Origin of the sequence: Streptomyces neyagawaensis (genome assembly GCF_023516595.1) — a bacterium.
In the GTDB taxonomy this organism is placed as follows: Bacteria; Actinomycetota; Actinomycetes; order Streptomycetales; family Streptomycetaceae; genus Streptomyces; species Streptomyces neyagawaensis.
Window position 1 is genome coordinate 490733 of the sequence record NZ_JAMGBG010000001.1, and the last position, 24947, is coordinate 515679.

The window sequence follows — 24947 nt, forward strand, 5'->3', positions numbered from 1 at the left end:
TCCCGCACACACGGGGTGGCCGCCCGCTCTCGTTCCGCGGCCGCTCTCGTTCCTCCACGACCGCTCTCGTTCCGCACAAGCACTCGTTCCGTGGCCCTGTACGGCACCGTGGCGGTGCCGCCGTCGGGGACGCGGCATCAAGCGCCGGTACGGCGTTCAACGACCTCTCAGAGGCTCTCCGCGAGCACCTGGGCCGCGTAGGAGCCCCTGGTGTACACCCCCGGGCTCCCGGCCAGCCCGCAGCCGCTGCCCCATGACACGAGTCCGATCAGCTTCCCCTGGGCGACGAGCGGCCCTCCGCTGTCCCCCTGGCAGGCGTCCCGGCCGCCGTTCAGCTCTCCCGCGCACACCATGAAGTCGGCCCGATACCGGCCCTCCGCGCCGCCCGGGTAGGCCCTCTCGCACACGGAGTCGGCCAGCACCCGCACCGATGCGGCCCGCAGGCTCAGCGCGTAGTCCCCGGCGCCCGTGGTGTCGCCCCAGCCGTAGACGGCCGCGGCCGTGTCCGCCTCGTACGCCGGATCGCCGGCTTCCGCCAACGGGAGGACGGAACTCTCGGGGAGCGGTGTCGCCAGTGTGACCACGGCGAAATCCCCCGCGTTCGTAGAGGCGTCGTACCGCGGATTGACCCAGGTGTCGCTCACCGGGATCTCCTGACCCTCGTTCGACTGCAGATCGGCGCGGCCCGTGATGACCTTCAGGTCGGGGAGCCGTGCCGGGGGCCCGCCCAGCACGTCCTCGCTGAGGCAGTGGGCGGCCGTCATGACCGTGGAGGGACCCACCACGACGCCGCCGCAGAACTGCCCGGCTCTCGTACCCCCGAACCGGTCACGGCTGGACAGTGCCACCGTCCAGGGCGCCTGGGAGATCTCGACGGGATGACCGCCGATGACGACATCGGCAGTCGCGGTCGGAGGTGCGGCCAGCGGTATGACGGCCGTGGTGGCCGCGAGGGCCAGCAGTCGGGCGATGGTGGGACGCATGCGCGCTCCTGACTCCGGGAGATGAATGGCACACCCAGAGTTATCCACGTGGCGGGCGCCCGCATGCCGCGCCCACGCCGAAGGCCCGGCTCCTTCGGGGGAACCGGGCCTTCGATGCCTGTCTCGGCCTGCCGCGCGGACGGTGCCTCGACGGGCTCAGTCGAGGTAGTCGCGCAGGACCTGCGAGCGGGACGGGTGGCGCAGCTTCGACATCGTCTTCGACTCGATCTGACGAATGCGCTCACGCGTGACGCCGTACACCTTGCCGATCTCGTCGAGGGTCTTCGGCTGACCGTCGGTGAGACCGAAGCGCATGGAGACGACGCCCGCCTCGCGCTCGGAGAGCGTGTCGAGGACGGAGTGCAGCTGCTCCTGGAGGAGCGTGAAGCTGACCGCGTCGGCCGGGACGACGGCCTCGGAGTCCTCGATGAGGTCACCGAACTCGCTGTCGCCGTCCTCGCCCAGCGGGGTGTGCAGGGAGATCGGCTCGCGGCCGTACTTCTGGACCTCGATGACCTTCTCCGGGGTCATGTCGAGTTCCTTGGCCAGCTCCTCCGGGGTGGGCTCGCGGCCCAGGTCCTGGAGCATCTGGCGCTGGACGCGCGCGAGCTTGTTGATGACCTCGACCATGTGCACCGGGATACGGATGGTGCGGGCCTGGTCGGCCATCGCTCGGGTGATCGCCTGACGGATCCACCAGGTGGCGTACGTGGAGAACTTGTAGCCCTTGGTGTAGTCGAACTTCTCGACGGCGCGGATCAGACCGAGGTTGCCCTCCTGGATGAGGTCCAGGAAGAGCATGCCGCGGCCGGTGTAGCGCTTGGCCAGGGAGACCACCAGACGGAGGTTGGCCTCCAGGAGGTGGTTCTTGGCGCGGCGGCCGTCCTCGGCGATGATCTCCAGCTCGCGCTTGAGCTTGGGGGCGAGCTTGTCGGCGTTGGACAGCTTGTCCTCGGCGAACAGACCGGCCTCGATGCGCTTGGCGAGCTCGACCTCCTGCTCGGCGTTGAGCAGGGGGACCTTGCCGATCTGCTTGAGGTAGTCCTTGACGGGGTCGGCGGTGGCACCGGCGGCGGCGACCTGCTGGGCCGGCGCGTCGTCCTCGTCCTCGTCGGAGAGGACGAAACCGGCGCTCTCGGCGCCCTCGGGCTCGTCACCGGGCTTGCCGCCGGGGGTCTCCTCGAGGACTTCTTCCTCGATGAGCTCGACGTCGTCCTTCTTGGAGGTGGTCTTCTTCGCCGCCGTCTTCTTGGTGGCGACGGTCTTCTTGGCGGGGGCCGCCTTCTTGGCAGTCGCCTTCTTGGCGACGGCCTTCTTGGCGGGGGCGTCCTCGGCGGAGGCTTCGGCCGCGGGTGCCGCCGGCGCGGCGGCGGTGGCCTTCTTGGTGGTCACCGTCTTCGCCGCGACCGTCTTGGTGGCGGTGCGCTTGGCCGGACTCTTCGCTGCGACGCTCTTTCGGGTGCGCTTTGGCTCCGCGGCACTGACCATCAGCGTCACACCCTCTTCCTCGAGGATCTGGTTGAGGCTGCGCAGTACGTTTTTCCACTGAGTGGCCGGGATCTGGTCAGCTTCGAAGGCCCGACGCACATCGTCGCCGGCGATCTGCCCCTCAGCCTTTCCCCGCTCAATGAGCGCCATGACAGAGACGGACTCGGCGATCTCCGGCGGGAGCGTACGGGATGTGCTGGCCGACACGAACAACCTCTCGGAACGTTGGAAAACGGCTTCCGGCCCCGTCCACTGTGGACAGGAGCCGACCACCGGCTTGGGGATGGGCCGACGGTGCGGGCGGGGGCCGGGAAGATGCACAGCGCCCTGAACGGCGTCCGTATTCCCTCCGCGGCTGTCACCTCTTAGGTCATCGCGTGGTTCCCGCGAGCGTTACGCCCAATCTGCGTGGCCCGAGTCACACCCCGTAAGCGCTCAAAAGCGGTCAGATATGGCCAGAGGTAGTCGAGCAGGGCCACAGCCGGTGCTCATGCATCGTGTACCCACACGATTCCCGAACGAACTACCCGGCGGGGGTCCGCCAGATTTGCGGAGCGTTACGGTCCCGTTCCGGGGGCCGATGGGAACCGGGGCGACGGGAACCGGGGTCCGGCACGGGTCTCGCCCACCCGGGGAGGACCCGCCCGGGGGCGCGGCGATCCCGCACCGGGGCCCACGGGCGGCGGCACCCCGGCCGTCGGCCCGGCGGCGCGTCGGCCCGTCGCGCCGCCGGGCCCCGCCGAATCCCGGAAGGATCCGATGGGGTCCGGCGGCACACGGTTCGCCGGCACACGGTTCGCCGGCCGATCAGGGTCGTCGAGAGCTCACACCGCGACCGTGCCGCTGTCGCGCTCTGCGTGCCCTCAGTGCTCGCGCGGCGCGGGCACCACACGTTCCACCTCGGGGTGGACCGTCAGCAGCTGTCGCATGGCCGCCTCGGCCGCCCCTCCGTCGCCCGCGGCGAGGGCGTCGACGATCCGGGCGTGGTGCACGAGGGTCGACTCGCCCGGCCGGTCGCAGCCGGTGGCGGGGCCGCCGGAGACCTGGAGCGCCGCCGAGACGATGCCGGAGAGGTGCTCCAGCATGCGGTTGCCCGCGACCTGGATGAGCAGCGAGTGGAACTCGGCGTCCGCGCGGGAGAAGGTCAGCGCGTCACCCTGGGCCATGGCGTGCCCCATGAGCTCGACCATGTCGCCGAGCCGCTGCTGGACGTCGTCGCGGCCGTGCCCGGCGGCGAGGCGGGCGGCGAGCGGCTCGATCGTCCAGCGCAGCTCGCTGAGCTCGCGGCGCTGGTCGTCGCGCTGGGGGCCGAAGGCCCGCCACTCGATGATGTCCGGGTCGAGCAGGTTCCAGTCGCTGACCGGGCGGACCCGCGTGCCGACGTTCGGGCGGGCGCTGACCAGGCCCTTCGCCTCCAGGACGCGGAGGGACTCACGGACGACGGTGCGGGAGACCTCGAAGCGCTGGCCGATCTCCTCGGGGACGAGCGGGCGGTCGGCCCCCAGGTCGCCGGAGACGATCATCTGGCCGAGCTGCTGGACGAGTTGGCCGTGGAGCCCGCGTCCACGGCTCCCGGCGGCGCGACGGCCCACGCGCCCCAGCTCGGGGTCCGCGCCGTCCCAGGAGGGGAGGCCGACACGGTCGACGCCGGGGTGCTCGGCGTAGGGGTAGCGGTCGAGTTCGCCCGGTCCTGCGAGGCCGGAATCGGCGGAGCGGGCGGCGGTCATCATGGTGTGCGCAAGGGTACTCACGCATCCTTTGTCGGCTGCGTTCTCAACTCCCTTGAGGTCTTTGGTGAAAAGCACACGAAAGGGTGATCGCTCACCCCGTCGCAATTGACGCCTTATCGGAAAGAAATGGGCGTTCTACGAGGAGTTGTGCACATTGCGGCGACGGAAGAGCACGGAGGGTGAGCACGAAAGGGTGAGGGCGATCATCATCGGACCCCGCTGCGTACCGTCGTGAGCAGATAGGCCCCCAGCAAAGCGGTCAGCGACAACAGCAGCGCGCCTCCCTCGGGTTGGACGATCACCTGCGCCGCAGCCTCCACATAGCGCTCACCGCCGAACGGCCACTGCGTCAGCACGAGCTCGCGCAGCCGCATCGGAAATCCGATCGCATGTCGCACAGCCGGCCCCTCCAGCGCCTTCTGCACCAGGGGGACGACGAGGAGGGGGACGGCGACCACGGCCGCGAGCCCCGCACTGGTGGAACGGAAGACCCCCGCCGCGAGGACTCCCGCCCAGGCGCACCCCACGACGAGGCCGAGCCAACTCGCACCGAGCGGCAGCCAGTCACCGGGGACCGAGGTGAGTTCCGGTCCATGGAGCAGGTAGAGCACCTCCAGGTCGCAGCCGACGGTGAACAGGGCCAGCAGCAGCCCGGCGGCGGCCGAGACGAGGAGTTTCGCCGCGAGCAGGCCCAGACGGCGGGGAACGGGGCCACGGTCCACGGCCAACGCCGGGTACCGGAACTCGTCCCCGAAGGCGATCGCGCCGAGCAGCCCGGCCCCGACGGCAGCGGGCGGCAGCGGAAGCTCCCGCGGCCACGCGGCCAGCAGCCGTGGCTGCGGAGTGTGCCCCATCGCGGCCAGCACCGCGGCCAGGAACGCGGAGACGACGATCACGACGACGGCGGTCACATAACCGGTCGCGACCCCCGTGGCCCGGCGCAACTCGTACAGCACGGGACGCAGGGGGTTGGACGCCGGGCGAACGGTGATGGGGGGCGGGAGCGGGGGCAGCGTGCCGGCTTCGACCGAGCGGGGCAGGTGGGGCGGGCGAGGAGTGAGGTGCCGTGAAGCATCGGTGGTGTTGATGTGATTTGTGTGGCTGCTGGGGCTGGAGTGGTCGGGGGCACCGTCCACCCCATGAGCCTCCTCGGCGGAGTCACCGGAATCCTCCTCCCCCGGTTCCCCTTCACCAGGTCGCGACGGTGTCGACGTCGCGGCGGCCATCGGCCCCATGTCACCGATCTCGTCGGCGAGTTGGTGTACGAGAATGCCGTGCCGGAACGCGGTCTCACCTACCTCGGCGCACGTACTGCCGTACACGGAGAGCCGGTTGCCGCCCTCGCGGACGATCTCCACGGAACGTCGTGCGGTCCGGGCCTCCTTGGTCAGCAGGGCGCCGAGACGGGCGGCGTGCGGGGTGCGGACGGCCACCCGGGGGCGGAGGCGGGTGCGGGAGAAGTCGGCGACGTCCTGGTCGGCGACGAGTCGGCCCTGTTCGAGGGTGAGTACCCGGTCGGCGATCCGTGCGGCCTCCTTGGGGTCGCCGGTGGTGAACAGGACGGCGCCGCCCTGGGTCGCGTGCGCCCGCATGATCCCGTGCAGCCAACGCCCTTCGCGCACGGACAACCCGTGGGTGGGCTCGTCGAGGACGAGGGCGTGCGGGTCGGACAGCAGCGCACAGGCCAGTCCGAGTCGGCGGTCCATGCCCCGCGAGAGAGTGCTCAACCGGGCCTCGCGCAGACTGACCAGACCCACCACCTCCAGGACTTCGTCGGCCCGCCGCACGGGCAGTCCCGCGGCCGCGCACAGCATCCGTAGATGACCGCGGACCGTGCGGGCCGGGTGCCCCGGTACTTCGCCGAGCAGAGCACCCACTTCGCGGTTGGGGTGCGCGATGCGGTGCAGGGGGCGGCCTCTGAAGTAGGTGATTCCGCGGCCCTTTTGGAGTTCGAGCATCAGCCTGAGCACGGTCGTCCTGCCCGCACCCGACGTTCCGAGGAGTGCGGTGACACGGCCGGAGTGCGCCTCGAACGACACGTCGTCGACGGCGCGCGGAAGCTCCTTGCGAGGGGTGCTGGTCAATCCGATGGCCTGGATCACCCGAAGCAAGATAGCGCGATATGTACGGTTTTCCGGGCACCTCGCGGCTCGCTTCGAGGCAGCGGGCGGCGCCGGACGACGCCGCCGGACAGACCTCGGCTCCCTGGACCTCGTCCCGTCAGACCTCGGGGCGGAGCATCGGCGGGTTGAGGAGGGTGGCGCCACCGGCACGGAAGAGCTGGGCGGGGCGGCCGCCCTGCCGAGTGGTGGTGCCACCGGTCGGCACCAGGAAGCCGGGCGTACCCGTCACCTTGCGGTGGAAATTGCGCGGGTCGAGCGCCACGGCCCACACCGCCTCGTAGACGCGGCGCAGCTCACCGACGGTGAACTCCGGCGGGCAGAAGGCGGTCGCCAGCGAGGAGTACTCGATCTTCGAGCGAGCACGCTCCACGCCGTCCGCAAGGATCTGCGCGTGGTCGAAGGCCAGCGGCGCCACCGGCTCGCCGTCGCGCCCGTAGCCCCCTTCAGCCAGCAACTCCTCGACGGGCGCCCAGCGCGCGCTGTTCGCGTCGCCGCCCGGCCGGGGTGCCGGCAGGTCGGGGGCGAGCGCGAGGTGGGCGACGCTGACGACCCTCATCCGCGGGTCTCGCTTCGGGTCGCCGTAGGTCGCCAACTGCTCCAGGTGCGCACCGTTGTCCTGTGCCGGGGCGGACGGGTCGTGGGCGGTCAGCCCGGTCTCCTCGGACAGTTCCCGTGCGGCGGCCTGTGCCAGATCCTCGTCGGGCCGTACGAAGCCGCCGGGCAGCGCCCACCGCCCCTGGAAGGGCTGTTCGCCCCGCCGCACGGTCAGCGCGCACAGCGCGTGACGGCGGACGGTCAGCACGACCAGGTCGACGGTGACGGCGAAGGGCGGGTAGTCCGACGGGTCGTAGGGCATGCCGCGATCATAGTCGTCTTCCTGACGATAAACACTCCCTTCAGTGGTCGCTTCCGTTCTTGATCCGCTTCTCTCCGACACCTGACTCATGATCCACCCGGTGCCTTCGCGAGATCCGCACAGAGCGAGGTCGATCATGCGTCCGCCGAGGTCACCCTCCCAGCTGCAGACCGTCGGCCGCTTCCTCGACCATGGCGAGCCCCAGTCTGCTGACGCGCACGGCGAAGGGGGCGCCGGCCACGCGCAGGCCGGTCAGGCCGATCTCGCCCAGCGGCGCGCTGCTCACCGGACGCAGCGTCACCGTGCCGGCCGGGGTGTCCGGCCGGATACCCACGAGGGTGGCGAGCAGCAGCACACCCGAGGCCGCCGCGGTCGCGGCCGGTCTGCACGCGGCCGGATGCGGCAGGGGCGCGCCGCCCGCCGTGCGCTGCTCCCCCGCATACATCTCCGGCAGCCGGTGGCCGAAGCTCTCGGCCGCCGCCAGCACTCCCCGCATCAGAGCGCTCGCCTCCTTCTCGTAGCCCGCCGCCGCGAGCCCGGCGACCGCGATCGCCGTCTCCTGCACGCGCACGGCACCGCTGCGATGCCCGAACGGGTTGTACGCCGCCTCCTTGGCACCGAGGCTGCGCAGCCCCCACCCGGAATCCATGGCAGGTCCTCCGAGCAGCCGCGCGAGCTGCTCGGTCTGCACCTTGTCGAGCAGGCCCGGAGCCTGGCGGCCCCCGCCGAGCAGTCCTGTGTCGAGGAGGTGGGCTGTGGCCGCGCCCAGATGTGGGACGAGGCGCCCGTCGAGGGTGCGTGCGGCGGCGGGCCGGCCGCCGCCGCGGTCCTCCACCCAGAAGTCCGCCTGGAATCGGGTGCGCAGCCGTATCGCCCACTCCCTCAGCTCGTCCGCGCCGGGTCGGCCGTACGCGTCGAGCAGGTCGGCGCCCAGCAGCGCGGCCCGGTGGGCGTGTGCCTGGGTCTCGCAGCGCAGCGGGCCGCCGGGGCCGGGGTCGGGCAGATAGGTCCCGGCTCCGACGGTGGCCCGCAGCCACCGCAGACAGCGCTCGGCGGCCGGCAGCAGCTCCTCGGTCTCCTGCTCGGGCAGCCCCCAGCGTCTGGCCTCGGCGAGGAGCGCGGGGAAGAGGAGGGTGGCTTCGGTGCCGGTGCAGCCCGGCGGCAGATGAGGGCCCGCGTCCCTCCGTGGGCCGGGGATCATTCCCGACCGGGCCATCGGGCCGGCGAGTTGAGTGCGGGCCAGGGTGCGCAGGGTGCCCGCGGCGAGACGCGTACCTAGGGGCAGCGTCATACGGGCCGCGATCAGGGCGTCGGCCGGGGCCATGCCGCAGCGCCAGGGCGCGCCCGCCGCGAGGTGGATGTCGGACGGGTGGGCGGGGTCGCGCAGCAGTAGAGATTCCAGGTCTTCCAGGCATGTGTGCAGCAGCGCCCCGGCCCGCGGGTCGTCGCCTGCGGCGTCCGCCTGGGCGAGGGGGCTCGTGGCTCCGCGTCCCACCGGTCTGATGGGGCCCGCCCCGTCCGGTCGTACCCGTAGCTCCACGCTGCGCGAGCCACCGGGGGGCAGTTCCAACTCCCAGCGCAGCAGCCCGGCCGAGGCCAGGGCGTCGGCGGGTGGCGGGGAGGCGGTGACGGTCGAATGACCGGTGGCGCAGGACCAGCGCAGGCCCGCGTCACGGACGCTGGCGGGCAGCTCCGGCCCGGCGCTGCCGGAGGCGACGGCGCCCAGTTCCGCGAGGTCCGTGCCCAGGGACACCTCGACGGGCAGGCGCAGTGGCCGGCGGGCCGTACTGTGCAGGGTGATCCGCTCGGTGCCGTCGGCGTGGCGGGTGCGTTCGACGATCACGTCCGGGTCGGGACCGGCGTCGGCGGAGACGCGCAGCGTTCCCACGATGCGGGCCCGGTCGGCCGTGACCATCCGCGCCTGGACCGGAAGGGGCTCCCGTCCGGCCACACGGATCTGGCAGCGCGAGAGCATGCGCCGTCCCCCGCGGTAGAAGCCTTCCAGCCCCTCACCGGTCAGCTGGCCGTGTTCGCCGGAGATCGCGAGGCCCGGCAGAGCGACGCAGGTCAACGTGGTGTGGGCGGGGGGCAGCTCCGTGGGGCGTCGGGGGCCCGGAAGCGACGGTGAGGTACGCGCCTGGTTTCCGCCAGGCGTGGCGGTCGGTGGGGTGGGGGTGCCCGGGCCGGTTGTGGGGAGCTTGGGGCCGCTCGGGGTCCTCGGGCGCACGCCGATGGCGGGCGATGACGGGTTGCGGATCTCCGGGCGTGGGGCCGGGATGCCGTCCCCCCTGCGGGTGCGGGGGGTGGGCTGGCGGAGCCTGCCGAACGACGGGATGTCGTCGTAGGCGTCGGGCAAGGAGGGCAGGGACATGGAGTGGCTTCTTCTGCGTTCGGCGCGCGGTGGGTGCGCTCGGCACCTGGTGGAGAACAGTGGTGGCGGTGTGACGGGACGGGGTGGCGGCGAGGACAAGCCACGGATACCGCCACTCAGGTGAACGGAACGGCTCCACTCCGGGTCACGGTGCAGCCGTTCATCGGCGTACGTCCCTTCTGGGGCACGGCCACTCATCGGCGTACGTCCCTTCTGAGGCACGGCCACTCATCGGCCTGCGTGCCTTTCGGGGCACGGCCGCTCATCGGCATGCGTCCCTTTCCGGGGCACAGCCGCTCATCGGCGTACCGCCCTTCCTGGCCGTGCGTCGGGGCCTGCGTCCCTTCCACGTCACGGCTGTTCATCGGCCTGCGTCCCCTCCGGCTTCGCACCTTGGCCGTCGACGGCCCGGCGGGCCCGTGCTCGGCCGCTGGGGCCGTCGGCGGCGCGTGCCGAGCGTCGGCCTCCGGATGAGGCGCCGTCGGTGGAACGCGGACGACGTGGCTGGGCCGGACCGCGGGGTGAACGCCGGCCGGCGTGGGTGTCCGGGCTCCGCTCCGGTCGTGACCGGCGCCGGCGCCGAGAGCCGGTGCCGCATGCCTTGTCCGCGGATGCCACGCGACCGGGTGACGGCTCGACCGCCGTTGTCGCCTCGCTCGGCTGCTCCGCGACGTCCGGTGCGGCCTCGGCGCCTGCCTCCGTCGTGGTCCTCGGAAGCGCTCGCCCCCTGCGTTCCGCGCGGAGGCAGCGGCGGATCGACTCGGGGTCGAGGCCTTCGTTGCAGGCCTGGTGGAGGAGGCGGGCGAAGAGGTAGTCGCGGTCGGCGGCGAGGGCCATGGCCAGGGCTTCGCGGGCCTCCAGCTCGTCGCCCGTGGACCACGCCACCCAGCCGGCCAGTGTGAGAGGAGCTGCGGCGTGTTCTCCATAGGGGCCCACGCAGCGGCGGGCGAGAGCGCGCCAGAGTCGGAGCGCGGGACTCGCCTCGTCACCCTCCATCCACTCCGCGGCCCGGTCCCGGGTCGCCCTGTCCTGGAGGCCCAGAATCATGGTCGCGGCGTCGTCATGACCGATCAGCTCGTCGTCCCGCAGGTCCGCGTCGAGGGTGCCGGACACGGTCGGTACGGCCGCGAGGCGCTCCATGGCGCGCCGGACCACCGCGAGCGTCTCCTCCGCCACGTCAGCGCGGCTCTCCGCTTCCAGGATGCGCGGGACGAGGGCAGCCTGGGCGGCGTCGAGCGCGGCCTCCTGCTGCAGAGCCGCCGCGGTCTCCCAGGGCATCAGCCGTGCCCGCAACTCCCGTAGCGTGCCGCGCACCTGAAGGCCCGCGTAGGTCGCGGCAGCGGCGAGCACGGAAGTGCCGGGCAGCCCCATCGCCTCGCCGTCCGGGGAACAGCATCCGTTGCCCGGGCAGCAGTACGACCAGAAGCGGCCGTCGGAGATGCACAGGGCCTCGACCACCGGGACGTCGAGGGCGCCGCAGGCCCTGCGCAGGAGTTGGGCCAGTGGCCGCAGGCGCTCCATGACGTCGCGCGCCGACTCGCCGCCCGCCGGGTCCTGGCACAGGAAGGCGACCATGCTCTCCGGTTTGGCGCCCCGGCGCTCGCTGCCGGTCACCAGCCCGTGGGCCAGTTGCTGCGCCACGGACGGCCAGTCGTCCGTGTGGGCCGGGATCCCGAGCCGGGCACGCCCGCCGAACCGCCCCTTCGCCTCCCCGTCGTGCAGTGCGACGAGAACGATGCTGTCCTCGGGGCGATAGCCGAGCAGATACGGCAGGGCGTCGGCCAGCTCGGCCGGGGTCCGCAGGGTGACCTGTTGCTCGCCGCCGGGGCCGACGGCCGCGCCGTGCCCCGCGTACGCCCCGCATTCACCGTGACCCATGAGCGGGACAGTCCCTTCGGGTGCCGGCGCATGCCCCACTAGCGGCACCGCCCTCTCGGGTACCGCCCCGTGCCCCGCGGACTCGTCGTGCCCGGGCTGATGTCGTGGCCCCCAGTCGTCACGCTCCGACCGAGGCCGCGGCTCCCAGTCGTCACGGTCCGGGAGAGGTCGCCGCTCGCGGTCCTCGTAGGCGGTGGTCTCCCCACGCCCGCTCCAGCCGTTCTGCCCGCTGATGTCACCGTTGCCGGAGGTCCCGGCCGCTTCGCTGTGATTCGTCATGCGGCGACCATCTCGCGGATCTTGGAATTCCGCTTTGACCTGTGGATAAGTCCGACCATGGCCACGTCAGAGGTTGTCCACAGGTCCGCACCGCTCGTCGGCGCGATGTCCGAGGCATCGGCTTGCATGGGGCCATGAACGACGCGAACCTGCCGAACCTGCCCACCCCGGATCCCCACCATCCGCCCGCATCCGGCTCAGTCCACCCGCTGGTCGTCGGGGGCGGGGGCCGGCCCCGAGCCAACCAGGACGTCACTGTGCGGGGAACGGGCCTTGACCGGCGGGGCGGCGGGCGGTGCCGTGGGTCCGACGGGGGACGGATAGAGCGCGGCGTGCCGACGGCGGGCCTCGGCGACGGCTTCCGAGCGCGGCACCGCGATGTGATCCGCCCGGCCGTCCGCCCGGAGGGCGGTGACCAGGCACAGGTCGTCGAGGCGGCGCGCGCCGCTCAGGTGCCGGGCCGCGCCCCGTGCCCCTGTCGGAACCGTCAGGCAGATCTCGCCCGCGGTGTCGAACTCGGTGACCGGCAGGCCCTCGGCCCGCAACCGCCCAGCCACCGCCCGACGTTCGCGGCCGGACCGGAACGACCACACATCGCTGCCCTGGTGCACCACCACGGCAGCCGCCTCCGGCCCCACCCCCACGACGGTGCCGACGGCCCGCTGCTCGCCGACCACGACCCCGTCACCCACAACACCAGCCCGGTCCCGCACCAGGGCCCCTTCCCCGGCCACGCCCCCCTCCTCCGGCTCGCCCCCCAACCGCTCCCCCACCCCGGTGTCGCCCGCCGCCCCCTCACCCCAGGGGAAGGGACGGCACCACACCCTCACCCCCGCGCGCTCCGCCCACTGCACAGCGCCCTCGTGGACGACCTTGGCCCCGTGGCGGGACATCCGCCGCACCCCCTCGTAGCTGATCCGGGAGAGGGTGCGGGCCTCCGGGACGAGATAGGGGTCGGCGGTGCAGACGCCGGGCACGTCGGAGAAGAGTTCGCAGGTGTCGGCGCCCACCATCGCCGCCGTCGCCACCGCGGAGAGGTCCGAGCTGTTGCGGCCGAGCATGACGGTCCGCCCGTGCGCGTCGACCGCCTGGCCGCCGGGGACGACCGCGATCCCGCCGTCGGCCAGGGCGCGGGACAGCGCCGTGGCGTCGGCCGAGGTCACCGTCGCCCGGTCCGGCGGGCCCTCGGCGAGGAGACCGGTGCCCGCCGCGGGAACCGGATGCGCGGCCACGCCCTGGGCGTCGAGCGCGGCCGTGAGCAGGGCGACGCTGACGGTCTCACCGGTGGTCAGGAGCATCGCGGCGACCGAGGCCGGTGGGTCGCCGGCGAGGGCGTCCAAGGTCTGCTGGAGTCTGCCGGTCGTCCCGGACATCGCGCTCACCACGGCGACCAGTGGGCGCTCCTCCTCGGCGCTGCGGCGCACCGCGTACCGGGCGACGCGGTGATAGCCGTCCAGGTCGGCGAAGGCGGAGCCGCCGAACTTCAGCACCAGCGGACGGCTGCCGGGGGCGCGGCGGGGGGTCATCCGAGCCACCCGTTCTTGGTGGCGAGTTCCACGATCTGCAGGGCGTTCAGTGCCGCTCCCACCCACAGGTTGTCGGCGACCACCCACAGAGCCACCGCCCGGTCGTCCTCGGGCTCGACGCGAATACGGCCGACATGGACCAGGGCCCGGTCCTCGGGGCGGGCGAAGACGGTGCGAGGCATGGGGTAGGAGGGATCGTCCGACCGGCGGTAGGCACGGAGGCCGGGCGTGGCGGCCAGGGCCTCCTCGACGGACACGGTGGTGACCGGCTCCTTCAGCCGGAGGTGCACGGCCTCGGAGTGGCAGTCGAAGACCGGGACGCGTACCGCGGTGGCGCTCACCCGCAGCTCCGGCAGGCCGAGGATCTTGCGCGGTTCACGGACGAGTTTGCGTTCCTCGTGCGTGAGCCCGGTGTCGTCCCGCAGCCCTATCTCGGGGACGAGGTTGAAGGACAGCGGCTGCCCGAAGCGCCCGCCGGGGGCACCCTGCGCGCGGGGCTCGTCCAAAATGGTCCTGGAGCCCTCCGCCAGCTCCCGCAGACCGCGTACTCCGCCGCCGGACGCCGCCTGGTAAGTCGCCACCACGACGCTCTCCAGGCCCGCCAGTTCGTGCAACGGGTGCAGGGCGCGCACCAGTTGGATGGTCGAGCAGTTGGGATTGGCCACGAGGCCGCTCACCGGGCGGTCGTCGAGGGCGCCGGGGTTGACCTGCGGCACCACGAGGGGGACATCGGGGCGCATCCGGAAGGCAGAACTGTTGTCGACGACCAGCACCCCGGCCGAGGCGAGCCGCTCCGCCTCTCGGGCGCTCACCTCCGCGCCCGCGGAGAAAATGGCGACATCCAGACCCCTCGGGTCCAGATCGTCGAGGGTGACCACGTCCGTCATGGGCAGGGAGAGCGCCAGTTCGGCGGCCAGATCACGACCGACACTGCGCGCCGAGCCGACGGGTGTCACCTGCTCCACGGGCACGATCCCGCCGTCGAGCAGGGCCAGGCACTCCCGGCCCACCGCTCCGGTGGCGCCCACTACCGCGATGCGCAGCATTCGGTTCCTCCTGTCGGCCCCCCGTGTGGGGCTCAGTGCGTGGTCGTGTCGGGTAAGCGGCCCCGGAAGGCACGCCGATAGGCATTGGGGGTGGTGTTGAGGGAGCGCACGAACTGGTACCGGAGGGCCGCCGCGTTGGCGAAGCCCGTCCGTGCCGCGACCATCTCCATGGTGTCGTCGGTGTTCTCCAGCAGCCGCTGGGCGCTCAGCACCCGCTGGGCCAGCAGCCAGCGGTAGGGGGTGGTCCCCGTCTCCATCCGGAAGCGGCGGGCGAACGTGCGCGGCGACATGCAGGCCCGCGCCGACAGCTGCTCGACGCTGATCTCCTGGTCCAGGTGCCGCTCGGCCCAGGCCAGGACCTCGCGCACACCGTCCTCCCCGACGTGCGCGACCGGTCGTTCGATGTACTGGGCCTGGCCGCCCTCCCGGTGCGGGGGCACCACCATGCGCCGGGCGATGGCGTTGGCGACGTCGCTGCCCTGGATCTTGCGCACCAGGTGGAGGCAGGCGTCGATGCCCGCGGACGTGCCGGCGGAGGTGAGGATCGGGTCCTCGTCGACATAGAGGACGCCCGGTTCGACCTGGGCCTTGGGGTAGCGCTCGGTGAGCGCGGCGGCGTACCGCCAATGGGTCGTGCAGCGCCGTCCGTCGAGCAGTCCCGCGGCGCCCAGGACGAAAGCGCCCACACAGACGCTCACGACCCGGGCGCCGCGGGCCACCGCCTGCCGCAGTGCCTCCAGAAGAGCGGGCGGGAAGTCCCTGGTGTGGAAGTCGTCCCCCACCGGGATGGCGATGAGATCGGCTTCCTCCAGCCGGTCGAGCCCGTAGGGCGTGCTGATGGTGAACCCGGGCACCGCCCGCACCGACGAGGCTTCCGCGGCGACGAGAGCGAAGTCGTACGCGGGCAGCCCCTCCTCGCTGCGGTCGATCCCGAATACTTCGCACACGACACCGAGTTCGAATGGATGGACGTTGTCGAGCAGGACCGCGGCTACGTTCTTCAGCATGGGAACCAATGTGGCAGTAATGCGTGGTCTTCTGACAGTCCCTGCGCTGTCGCCTGGCCGGATCGGCCCGCATACTCTCGGCATGGGCCCTGGAGCGATGGGAGTCACTCACTCGCGTTCATGGGCGGAGGCGCATCGTCGAAGGGCTCACCAATGGAGACGATCCCACTGCGGATTCCCATTACCACGGCCTGTGTGCGATCGGATGCGCCGACCTTCGTGAACACGGCGGACAAGTGGTTCTTCACCGTCTTCTCCGATATTCCGAGTGCTTTGGCCACGCGACGATTCGAATTTCCCCGGGAGATGAGCACCAGGATCTCGCGCTCACGGGCCGTCAGCAGGTCGAGCGAGGTCCGGGCCGCGAGGACCTCCTCGGAACGCGACGGTTCGACGGCGGTCCGGCGGCCGCCGTCGGCGTCGGCGTCGGCCCGTAAGTCCTCGATCACCTGCTCCTGGGCTTCCAGAGCACCTTGCGCCTCGTCCAGCGCCTTGTGCACGTTGGCGACGACCTCGGCCAGTGCCGCCACGGGCTGCGCCGGCGCCCCGCACAACACGCAGCACCGTCGGGCTCTCGACTCGGTGGCGGGCTCTCGCACAACACGTGACATTCATGAACTCCCTCCATCGATATGAATGAAATGAGACGCGCTTCTCCATAGGATTCGGGGGCTGCGGGGGTGAGTTCGGGCACCGGGTCAGGAAGAAAGCTGCGCGTGGATCGCCACCGTCTTGCAACGCGTGTATTCGCGCAATGCCTCCAGGCCTTTCTCCACTCCGATTCCCGATCGCCGGTAGCCGCCGAACGGCAACTCGACTCCACCGGCCGCGCTGTAGTTGTTGACGAACACCTGCCCCACCCGCAGACGCTGGGCGAGCCAGTGGGCCGTCGTCACGTCCGACGTCCAGATTCCGGCGGCCAGTCCGTAGGTGGTGTGTTCCGCGAGGGCGACCGCCTCGTCCAGCGTGTCGAAGACCGAGACGCACAGGACGGGTCCGAATATCTCCTCGTTGAAGACCCGGTGGTCCGGGGTCACCCGGTCGAGGATGGTGGGTTCCACGTAGAAGCCCTCGTCGTACAGGTCCCCGCGTGGTACTCCCCCGCCGACGACGACCTCGGTGGTGCGCCGGCCGTCGGCGAGATGTCCGAGCACTCTGTCGCGCTGGCGGTCGGAGATGAGCGGGCCGAGGTCGGGATCGTCGATCCCCGGCCCGATGCGCAGGGAGCGGAACTCCTCGGCGAGGGCGGCGACCAACTCGTCGTGCACGGAGCGGTGGACGAGCAGCCTGCTGCCGGCCGAGCAGTTCTGTCCGGCGTGCTCGGTGATCGACTCCACGATCTGCGGCACCGCGCGTGCGACATCGAAGTCGGGCAGGACCAGGTGCGGCGACTTGCCGCCGAGTTCCAGAGTGACCGGCACGATGTTCCGCGCAGCCGCGGCCATCACTGCCTCGCCGACCTCCCGCGAGCCGGTGAAGGCGAGGCGGTCCACATCGGGGTGGGCGGCGAGCGCGGCGCCCGCTTCCTCCCCGAGGCCCGGTACGACGTTGAGGGCCCCGGGCGGAAGTCCCGCCTGTTCGACGATGTCGGCGAGGCGCAGCGAGGTCAGCGGCGCGTCCTCGGCCGGTTTGAGGACGCAGCAGTTCCCGGCGGCGAGGGCGGGGGCCACGGTCCTTGCGGCGATCTGCAGCGGATAGTTCCACGGGATGATGTGGCCGCACACGCCGTAGGGTTCGCGCAGGGTGAAGGCCAGTCGGCCCGGCTGCTGCTGGATCGTGTCCCCGCCCAGGGCTTCGACGGCGTTGGCGTAGAAGTCGAAGTAGCGGGCGGCGATGTCGGCGTCCACGCGGGCCTGGCCGAGTGGCTTGCCGGTGTCGAGGGTCTCCAGCCGTGCCAGATCCTCGCGTTCGGCGCGCAGCCCGTCGGCGATGCGGTGGCAGATCCGCGAGCGCTCGACCGGCGTCGTGAAGCGCCAGACCGTCTCGTACGTGTGCCGGGCCGCCTGCACGGCCGACTGGACCTCGGCCGCGCCGCAGCGGGCGACTCGTGCGAAGGGGCGGGCGTTCGACGGATCGAGGACGTCGATCCACCGCGTGGTGGGAACCTGCTTTCCCGCGATGACAGCCGTGTATTCCGGTATTACTGCTTCACTCACGGGTGCATCCAGCTCCTTGGCCTGGGGGGATGGCCGCATTGCTTCATGGTCGGACGGCCGGACGGTCGGAAGGTCAGGCGGCCATCGAACCGGCGATGATCCTCTTGAGATCGCGTGGGGCGACGTCGCGGGGGCAACAGACCAGCAGCCGCTGCTGTTTGAGCGCGCCCTCGACGAGGTCGGGAAGGTCCTTCGTGGAGTAGCCGAAGTCCGACAGTCCGGCGGGCCCTCCGGTGTCCGCGACGATGCTGAGCAGGGTCGTCGGCAGCACGTCCGCGCCGTTGGCCTCGGTCACGCCGGCGAGGTTGGCCCCGAGCAGTTCGGCGGCCCGCAGATGGCGTTCGGGGGAGGTCGGGTACGTGAACTCGAAGGCCGCCGCGGCGGTGGAGACGACCGCCGCTCCGTGGGGCACCATGGCGTGGTCGACCTGGTATCCGTCCGGTCGGTGGTCGCGGACCAGCCCGGCTATGGGGTACGCGCAGGCATGCGGGATGTGGGTTCCGGCGTTGCCGAACCCCATCCCCGCGAAGCTCGCCGCCCGACTCATCCCCGTCCGGGCCTCCAGGTCGTCCGGGTTGAGGACGGCGCGCCTCAGGTAGCGGCCGACCAGTTCCAGCGCCTGCTCCGCCCAGACGTCGCTGATCGGATTGGCGCCGATGTACAGCGGCCGGTCCCCGGGGGTGGGGTAGGGCGGGCGCCGGTCGTAGGCGCGGGCCGTGTACGACTCGCAGGCGTGGGTCAGGACGTCGTAGCCCGAGGACGCGGTGACCGCCGGCGGCAGGGTCAGCGTGTTGACCGGGTCGACCAGTGCGAGGGAGGGCAGCAGCCGCAGGTCACTGATCCCGGTCTTCACGTTCAGACCCGTGACGCCAAGGGCGACCATGGCGGTGCACTCGCTGCCGCTGCCGGCTGTGGTGGGGACCGCCACCAGTGGCTTGAGCGGGCCGGGGATCGGGGATCCGGCGCCGATGGGTGCGTTCAGGTAGTCGCGGACCGGGCGGCCGGGATGGGTGAGCAGCAGGTTCAGCATCTTGGCGGTGTCGATGGAACTGCCGCCGCCGAGACCGACGTAACCGTCCACCTGGAGGGACCGCAGTTCACGGGCCGCTTCGGCGCAGCTCTCGTCGGTGGGTTCCACCCGGGCGCGGTCGAACACCGCGACCGAGATCCCCTCCTGTTCGATCTGTTTGGCGACACGGGCGGGCAGACCGAGTTCGGCCAGAATGGGATCGGTCACCAGCAGCACAGATGAGATGCCGGCTTTCCGCAGTTCATGGCCGATCTCCCGGGTGGCACCGACACCGAATTTCATCGGTGGTGCCTGCCAGCTGATTATTCGTTCCCGCTCTGGACCATTTCCGCCATACGCATACGACTCCACAGTCCACCCCCGTCTTCAGATCGATCTCGGTGGCTTCGATCGCGAAACTTTTCGCGAACACGAAACAGTTGTCGCGAAGGATGACGCACGGTCAGATGATGTGGCCGCTCGGCACGGTGATGTCGCCGTTCACGCGGAATTTCGACCGGGTGAGGGCCACACTAGTCAGTCGATTTCGCTGCTGCCATAGGACCAGGGTCCCATGGCCCTGTCGATCGGTGGCCACACTAGCCAGTAGGTTTCGGCCCCGCCATAGGTCCGAAGTCCTATGGCCGGATCGGTCAGCACCTTTGAGCCAGTACTGGTGAAATTCCTGCTCCGGCAGGACGGCAACCGGTCGCGCACCCTGTTTTCACCGCCCTCGCCGATCAGGAACGGTACGGCTGCGATGGCAGTAATTCGATGGTGATCGTCAGTGCGGGCCCTGTTGCCGTGCCGACCGGTTCCGCACAGTGAGACGCATGGCACAGGACAACGCGACGAGAGCGTCGGACGGGGCGGTCAAGCAGCACGCGGGGGTACGGCAGGTCTGGCGCGAGTCCCCCACGGCGGTGAAGTCCCTGCTGGCCGGCACCATGATCATTCGCCTGGGCGGGTTCGTACAGGTCTTCATGGTGCTGTATCTGACCGAACGCGGGTTCTCCGACGGCCAGGCGGGTGCGGCGCTCGGCGTGTACGGCGCGGGAGCCGTCCTGGGGACGCTCGTCGGAGGCTGGATGTCCGACCGGCTCGGCCCGCGGCTGACGATCGTGAGCACCCTGCTGGGCTCGGCCGCGCTCCTCCCCTGCGTCCTCTACCTGGACAATTACTGGGCCATCCTCGTGGTCATCGCCATCAGCGGCGCGGCGAGCCTGGCCTACCAGCCCGCGTCCACCAGCATGATCAGCCTTCTCACGCCGGTCGAACGCCACGTGATGATCTTCGCCATGGGGCGGTTGGCGATCAATCTGGGCACGACGGCCGCGCCCTTGCTGGGCGCGGCGCTCGTCAAGGTCTCCTGGGACTTCCTGTTCTGGGGCGAGGCGCTTGCCGTGGTGGTCTTCTCCGCCGTGGCCGCGGTCACCCTGCCGCACCGCATGACGGCGGACACGGCGGACACGACAAAAACGGAGGACGGCGGGGCGGCGGCCGGCGCCACGGGCGCCGACGGGAAGGCGGCGGCGCCGAAGGCCTCGTATCTGGCGGTACTGACCGACCGCCGCTATCTGATGTTCCTGCTGGCGATGTTCGTGAGCTCGGTGATCTACATCCAGCACATCTCGGCCCTGCCGCTGGCCGTGAAACACCTGGGTATGGGAATCGAGGTCTACGCGGCGATGATCGCGCTGAACGGTCTTCTCGTGATCACGTGCGAACTCCTCGTCGCCAAGGTGGTGCAGCGCTGGCAGATCCGGACGGCCGTGATCATCGGGGTGCTGCTGACCGGCGTCGGCATGAGCCTCTACGCCCTGCCGCTGGGGCTGGCCGCACTGGTGATCGCCACCCTCGTCTGGTCCCTCGGCGAAATCATCGGCTATCCGTCGCTGTTCTTCGCCTATCCCGCACAAGCGGGCCCGCCCGCACTCCGAGGACGTTATCTCGGCGCGTCGAACGCGTTGTACGGACTCGGCAGTGCCGTCGGCCCGTTCATCGGAGTGATGATCTGGAATCGCTACGAGGAAGGCCTGTGGCTCGGCTGCGGTGTGGTGGGTCTGCTCGCCGCGGCGGCCGCGTGGGCCGGTGTGCGCCCACCCCTGGCCACGGAGAAGAACGAGGACCGCACCGAGAACGAGGTGAAAGGGATCGGCGATTCCGGAACAGCCGACGCGGAGATCCGGACAGGAACCTAGGACGGCTCCGCAGGAGGGCGGGAACCTACTGCGGAGCCACAGGAGCGGAACGGCGATCGCGCAAGCATCGGGAAATTCGCAGAAGGGGAAGCAATTAGATGCAACGCCATGTAATCCTGGTCGATCCCTATTCCGAGGCCGCCGAGTTCGCCAACGCCTTCCGGGCGCGGGGGGTCGCGTCGGTGGCCGTCCTGAGCACACCGGCACCCCTCAAGTCCTACTTGCACGGCTGGAAGCCGGAGTCCTTCAGCGCGACCCATTTCCATGACGGCGACTTCGCGAAGCTGGTGGAAACCGTGCGCGGCTATGACCCCGTCGCCGTCATCCCCGGCAACGAGCACGCGGTCAGGCTCGTGGACGCCCTCGTCGAGGAACTGTTCCCCGGCACGGGCAACGTGCCCGAACTCTCCGCCGCCCGCCGCGACAAGTGGCCCATGGCCCAGGCCGTGGCGAACGCGGGCATCCCCCATCTGCGGACGTTCGCCGCCGCGACCGAGGAGGAAGCGGCCGACTGGCTTCGGGAGACCGGCCTGGAGGGGCGGGCGCTGGTGCTCAAGCCCCGGTGCAGCGGCGGCACGGACGGCGTGCACAAGGTGGAGGCGGGCGAGGACTGGCGGCCTTCGTTCAGGCGGCTGCTGGGCTCGGTCAACATGTTCGACCTGACCAACGACAGCATCCTCGTCCAGGAGTTCGCGTCGGGAACCGAGTTCGTCGTCGACACCTACTCCGTCGACGGGGAACTGGGGCTGGTGGCGGTGGTCCGGTACAGCAAGTCGGCCCGCGGCGCCCGCATCGGGGTCTACGACGCCGAGGACTACCTCCTTCCCGAGGACCCGCTGGTCAAGGTGCTGGAGGCGTACACGCGCCAGGTCGCCGAGGCCGTCGGCATTCGAACGGGGTGCACCCACACCGAGATCATGCTGACGGACCAGGGGCCCCGTCTGATCGAGATCGCGGCGCGCCTCGACGGCGGCTGTGCGCAGCAGGCCGCGCGGCTCGCGACGGGGGACTCCCAGATCGACCGCACCGTGCGGCACCATTTGGACTCGGCGTTCAGCCCCGGCTACGAGATCGTGCAGCCCACCCGGGTGGCCTGGCTCTCCGCGGCGAACAGCGGGATCATGCGCAACGCGGAGGTCCTGGACTCGATGCGGGACCTCGCCTCGTTCCAGAAGCTGGGCTGCCGCTACCCGAACGGCTCCCGGGTCCCGAAGACGGAGGACCTGTTCACCACGCTCGGCTGGGTCCTGCTCTCCACTCCCGACCAGGACGTCCTCGACGAGGACACCCAGCGGGTGCGTGAGATCGAGGCCAAGGTGGAGATCGAGCCGCTCGACCCGTAGGGCACCGCCGAAACGCCGAACCTCCCGCAGTCGTCGGCGGACTGCGGGAGGTTCGGCGTAGCCGCGGTGCTCGACGCGTCAGCCGTGGTCGCCGGGCTTGGCGTCGGCGAGGCCGGTGAGGGCCTGGTCGAACACCTCCCGCGCCCGTCGGAGGACCTGTTCGCGCCAGCGGGCGTCGTCGGCGGGGCAGAAGGCGTCCCGGATCAGCCGCTTGAGGTCGGAGCGGACGGCGTCAGCCGGCGTGTGGTGCCGGTGCAGCCATGTGTCGGCGCACAGGGCCAGCAGCACCTCGGGGCCGGGCCGGGTGCCGAACTCCAGGGTGATCGCGGTCAGCCGACTGTCCGCGCCGATCCCGTCGGCCACCGCGGTCGCCGTGTTGCCGACGATGGGTGTGGAGGACGACGTGCCGTGCTCCGAGGCGGTGAGCGCGTCGCCGTACCAGCGGCGGGCCCGCTGGTGGGCGTCTGCGTCACGGCCGCCGCGGAAGATGGGTTCGCCGACGCCTCGCTCGCCGAGCCCGGTGTGCAGGTCGATGTAGCCGATGTGGGCGGCGCCGGCGATCTGCTCGGCCACCACCGTCTCGAACACCCGCCGGGACCAGGTCGGTGCGCTCCCGCCGTGGAAGAGGCCGTCGGGGTGGCGGTACTGACCGCGGGTCACGGCCTCCTGGAGGCGCCCCGGGCCGAGTTCGTCGCGCAGCGCGGTGAGGTTCGCGACCAGCTCGCCGGGGTCGAACGCGGCGGCGTCCGGCGGGATCAGCGTGCGGTGCACGGCGTCGTAGGCATCGTTGTGCGGCGGGGCATCGTGGTCGACGAAGTTCCGGTTGAGGTCGACGTTGTCCTCGTTGACCCGCCGCAGATAGGCGAAGCCGTACGGGTTGAGGGCATGGACGAGCAGGACGCCGGTGGTGGGTCCGGCGGCGGCCTCGGCGAGGCCTTCGCGGAGCAGGATCCCGGTCTGGCAGGCCGAACCGCAGAAGCCCTCGATGCCGTGGGTCCCGGACACCGTCACCAGGAGCTTCACCGGATCGGGCGGACCCAGGTAGGCGGTGTCGACGGCGAGTTCGCCGCCGTCGGGCCCCCGGTGCCCGGGCAGGACGAAGGTCCTCAGCCGTGCGCCCGCCGCCTGCGCGGCGCCCAGGAAGTCCGCGCGTGCCCGGGAGTAGTCGTGCGGAAATGCGTCCGACATGGTGCCTCGCGATCGCTGGAGTGCCGGGTGGGATGGCGTACGGGTGACGTACGGCTGAGGTACGGCCGCCCGGGACCGCGCGCCGACGCGGCGGCGGCCGCACCGCCACGCGAACACGCGCCCGAAGCCGGCCGCACGAACGGACGTCCGACACCGGCGGCACGGACAGGCGCCCGACACCAGCGGCACGGGACGAGGGGCGGGCCCGGCGCCTTGTGAGGGCGCCGGGCCCGGTGGGCCGGGAGTGTCAGCGGCGGGCGGAGGGCGCCGGCAGCCCGAGGGCGGTGAGGATCGAGTCCGCCCCCGCCTGTGTCGGCACGTGCAGCAGGCACAGCACCCGGTCCCCCGGTCGCGTGTGCTCGGCGAAGTACCGGTTGGCGTCGGGTGCGTGGCTCAGGGGCCGCTCCCGGTACAGGTCGACCGGGCGGCCGATGCCGGGGACCACTCCCCGTGCGGGGTCGAAGGCGGCTCCGGGGGCGAGCGCCCCGGCCACCTCCGCCGCCAGGGCCGCCCCGCTGTCGTCCTTGCCCGCGAGATCCGGGTACATGGTGATGTCCGGGTGACCGCTGAACGCCGCCATCGCGCAGTGCACCACGGGGTTGTACGTCTTGAGCGCGATCACCTCGGGGAACGGGCGGCCCGCGGCCAGCAGCCGGTCGAAGTGCAGGGCCCAGCTCTCCTTGAAGACCGAGCCGTTGCGGTACGCGTCCCCCACGAACTGGATCATGATGTGCAGGCAGGGCCGCCCCGAGGGGATCTCCGCCCACCGCGAGGTGAGCAGCGCGACGACACGATCCCGCTCCCGGTCCACCCCGACGATCACATGATCGGCCTCGGTCAGCATGTCCCGCCGGAGCGTGAACAGCTGACGGGTGTGCAGGCCCGGCATGGCGAGGACCAGGCCGTCCACGATCCACTTCTCGGTCTCGGTCGGCAGCTCCCGGCCGGGCGGCAGGGCCAGCACCTCAACCCGCCGCCCTTCGGACCGCCTACCGCGGTCGTCGTCGGCCACCGCGGCCCCGCTCAGGCCTCGGCCGCGGTGGGCAGCGGTATCTGCGCGTCGCTCCTGCCGATCACGGTGAGCTGGTGCAGCTCCACGAAGTACAGCTTCCACAGCCAGTAGATGTGGTTGAGGTGCTCGACGACCTTCTGCTCCTCGGCGTCCGACGTGATCAGCGTGGACAGCACCCGCCACACGAAGTCGTCGTGGTCGTCGTCGAGGTCGGTGTTGACGTGGGCGCGGGCCCCCTTGACGTTGTCCTCGCCGAGGACCTCGCCCAGGTTGTCCAGCCACTCGGGCTGGGTGCGCGTGGTGACGTACTCCACGAAGTACACGCTGGTGATCAGCGCCAGCGGGCTGTCCTCGAACTCCATGCCGTACTGGAGGTATCCGGTCAGCAGTTTGGTGGAGAGCAGTGGTTCCGTGGAGTAGATCTGGTCCTTGGTGACGCCGACCTTGGCGAGGTCGGCGGCGAACAGCCGGTCGTGCAGCATCTCGTCGTCGGTGTAGTGCGCCCACGCCTTGGCCTGGACCGGGTCCACCTTGGTGAAGTACTTGATGGCCAGCGCGTCCACGGTCCGCTTGCGGCGCAGCCGCAGGATGGTCTCGATGTTGTGGCGCTTGTAGTAGTCGAGGTTCAGCTCGGAGGAGTTCTTCTGGTGCTGGGCGTACGGGACCGTCTCGTAGAAGTCCTTGATGAAGGTGTCGAGGATCGCGTCGACCTTCTTGCGCAGTTCGGGGTTGATCGTCATGGCGTGCATCC

18 protein-coding genes are annotated in these 24947 nt (G+C 71.1%); 2 read left to right on the top strand and 16 right to left on the bottom strand.

What is annotated here, in order from left to right:
• Positions 1-167: 167 nt before the first annotated feature.
• The 13 genes from M8J73_RS02040 to M8J73_RS02100 all read right to left on the bottom strand — a co-directional run bounded on the left by M8J73_RS02040 (position 168) and on the right by M8J73_RS02100 (position 18755).
• A complete protein-coding gene (locus M8J73_RS02040; RefSeq protein ID WP_055541353.1) occupies positions 168-983 on the bottom strand; it encodes a serine protease in 816 nt (271 codons plus the stop codon).
• A 156-nt stretch (positions 984-1139) separates the two neighbouring features.
• Complete coding sequence (locus M8J73_RS02045; protein ID WP_055541357.1) at positions 1140-2678, bottom strand: RNA polymerase sigma factor; 1539 nt, start codon at positions 2676-2678, stop codon at positions 1140-1142.
• Positions 2679-3334: 656 nt separating this feature from the next.
• The gene (locus tag M8J73_RS02050) at positions 3335-4222 is read right to left on the bottom strand and encodes a FadR/GntR family transcriptional regulator (protein ID WP_079055105.1); all 888 of its coding nucleotides are present in this window, start codon (positions 4220-4222) and stop codon (positions 3335-3337) included.
• 185 nt (positions 4223-4407) lie between these two features.
• Entirely contained in the window at positions 4408-6303 is a 1896-nt protein-coding gene (locus M8J73_RS02055; protein ID WP_249828148.1) for an ABC transporter ATP-binding protein, read from the bottom strand.
• Positions 6304-6421: 118 nt separating this feature from the next.
• Positions 6422-7180 carry an NUDIX hydrolase gene (locus M8J73_RS02060; protein WP_055542950.1) on the bottom strand — a complete coding sequence of 253 codons (759 nt, stop codon included), beginning with the start codon at positions 7178-7180 and terminating at the stop codon, positions 6422-6424.
• A 151-nt stretch (positions 7181-7331) separates the two neighbouring features.
• Entirely contained in the window at positions 7332-9551 is a 2220-nt protein-coding gene (locus M8J73_RS02065; protein ID WP_249828149.1) for a glycogen debranching N-terminal domain-containing protein, read from the bottom strand.
• Between the two features lie 351 nt (positions 9552-9902).
• Positions 9903-11708 (bottom strand): DUF4192 domain-containing protein, encoded by a 1806-nt coding sequence (locus tag M8J73_RS02070; protein WP_372503875.1) that lies wholly within the window; start codon positions 11706-11708, stop codon positions 9903-9905.
• A gap of 197 nt (positions 11709-11905) precedes the next feature.
• Positions 11906-13234 (bottom strand): amino acid kinase family protein, encoded by a 1329-nt coding sequence (locus tag M8J73_RS02075; RefSeq protein ID WP_249828150.1) that lies wholly within the window; start codon positions 13232-13234, stop codon positions 11906-11908.
• Positions 13231-14280 (bottom strand): aspartate-semialdehyde dehydrogenase, encoded by a 1050-nt coding sequence (locus M8J73_RS02080; protein WP_055538475.1) that lies wholly within the window; start codon positions 14278-14280, stop codon positions 13231-13233. The genes M8J73_RS02075 and M8J73_RS02080 overlap by 4 nt, the downstream gene beginning before the upstream one ends.
• A 32-nt stretch (positions 14281-14312) precedes the next feature.
• Complete coding sequence (locus M8J73_RS02085) at positions 14313-15287, bottom strand: GlxA family transcriptional regulator (protein ID WP_055538474.1); 975 nt, start codon at positions 15285-15287, stop codon at positions 14313-14315.
• 104 nt (positions 15288-15391) lie between these two features.
• Positions 15392-15817, bottom strand: coding sequence for a LuxR C-terminal-related transcriptional regulator (locus M8J73_RS02090; RefSeq protein ID WP_055538473.1), 426 nt, complete (start codon positions 15815-15817; stop codon positions 15392-15394).
• A 168-nt stretch (positions 15818-15985) separates the two neighbouring features.
• Entirely contained in the window at positions 15986-17443 is a 1458-nt protein-coding gene (locus tag M8J73_RS02095; protein ID WP_240501212.1) for an aldehyde dehydrogenase family protein, read from the bottom strand.
• Between the two features lie 73 nt (positions 17444-17516).
• Entirely contained in the window at positions 17517-18755 is a 1239-nt protein-coding gene (locus M8J73_RS02100; protein ID WP_055538472.1) for a hydroxyacid-oxoacid transhydrogenase, read from the bottom strand.
• A 530-nt stretch (positions 18756-19285) separates the two neighbouring features.
• Between M8J73_RS02100 and M8J73_RS02105 the strand changes: the two genes are divergently transcribed.
• Together M8J73_RS02105 and M8J73_RS02110 are read left to right on the top strand one after the other, a co-directional pair.
• Positions 19286-20653 carry an MFS transporter gene (locus M8J73_RS02105; RefSeq protein WP_055538471.1) on the top strand — a complete coding sequence of 456 codons (1368 nt, stop codon included), beginning with the start codon at positions 19286-19288 and terminating at the stop codon, positions 20651-20653.
• A 98-nt stretch (positions 20654-20751) separates the two neighbouring features.
• A complete protein-coding gene (locus tag M8J73_RS02110) occupies positions 20752-21996 on the top strand; it encodes an ATP-grasp domain-containing protein (protein ID WP_055538470.1) in 1245 nt (414 codons plus the stop codon).
• 78 nt (positions 21997-22074) lie between these two features.
• Here M8J73_RS02110 and M8J73_RS02115 read toward each other — a convergent pair whose 3' ends face one another.
• From M8J73_RS02115 to M8J73_RS02125, 3 genes are all read right to left on the bottom strand, one after another.
• The gene (locus tag M8J73_RS02115; protein WP_055538469.1) at positions 22075-23184 is read right to left on the bottom strand and encodes a M14 family metallopeptidase; all 1110 of its coding nucleotides are present in this window, start codon (positions 23182-23184) and stop codon (positions 22075-22077) included.
• A gap of 247 nt (positions 23185-23431) precedes the next feature.
• Entirely contained in the window at positions 23432-24196 is a 765-nt protein-coding gene (locus M8J73_RS02120; RefSeq protein ID WP_157873123.1) for a hypothetical protein, read from the bottom strand.
• An 11-nt stretch (positions 24197-24207) separates the two neighbouring features.
• Positions 24208-24936, bottom strand: a complete 729-nt coding sequence (locus M8J73_RS02125) for a hypothetical protein (protein WP_240501211.1) — start codon at positions 24934-24936, stop codon at positions 24208-24210.
• Positions 24937-24947 lie beyond the last annotated feature (11 nt).

Excerpts from the sequence above, each read along its gene's own strand:
- M8J73_RS02040 (WP_055541353.1), bottom strand. The coding sequence starts at position 983 with ATGCGTCCCACCATCGCCCGACTGCTGGCCCTCGCGGCCACCACGGCC.
- M8J73_RS02060 (WP_055542950.1), bottom strand. The coding sequence starts at position 7,180 with ATGCCCTACGACCCGTCGGACTACCCGCCCTTCGCCGTCACCGTCGAC.
- M8J73_RS02065 (WP_249828149.1), bottom strand. The coding sequence starts at position 9,551 with ATGTCCCTGCCCTCCTTGCCCGACGCCTACGACGACATCCCGTCGTTC.
- M8J73_RS02070 (WP_372503875.1), bottom strand. The coding sequence starts at position 11,708 with ATGACGAATCACAGCGAAGCGGCCGGGACCTCCGGCAACGGTGACATC.
- M8J73_RS02075 (WP_249828150.1), bottom strand. The coding sequence starts at position 13,234 with ATGACCCCCCGCCGCGCCCCCGGCAGCCGTCCGCTGGTGCTGAAGTTC.
- M8J73_RS02080 (WP_055538475.1), bottom strand. The coding sequence starts at position 14,280 with ATGCTGCGCATCGCGGTAGTGGGCGCCACCGGAGCGGTGGGCCGGGAG.
- M8J73_RS02085 (WP_055538474.1), bottom strand. The coding sequence starts at position 15,287 with ATGCTGAAGAACGTAGCCGCGGTCCTGCTCGACAACGTCCATCCATTC.
- M8J73_RS02100 (WP_055538472.1), bottom strand. The coding sequence starts at position 18,755 with ATGAAATTCGGTGTCGGTGCCACCCGGGAGATCGGCCATGAACTGCGG.
- M8J73_RS02105 (WP_055538471.1), top strand. The coding sequence starts at position 19,286 with ATGGCACAGGACAACGCGACGAGAGCGTCGGACGGGGCGGTCAAGCAG.
- M8J73_RS02110 (WP_055538470.1), top strand. The coding sequence starts at position 20,752 with ATGCAACGCCATGTAATCCTGGTCGATCCCTATTCCGAGGCCGCCGAG.
- M8J73_RS02115 (WP_055538469.1), bottom strand. The coding sequence starts at position 23,184 with ATGTCGGACGCATTTCCGCACGACTACTCCCGGGCACGCGCGGACTTC.
- M8J73_RS02125 (WP_240501211.1), bottom strand. The coding sequence starts at position 24,936 with ATGACGATCAACCCCGAACTGCGCAAGAAGGTCGACGCGATCCTCGAC.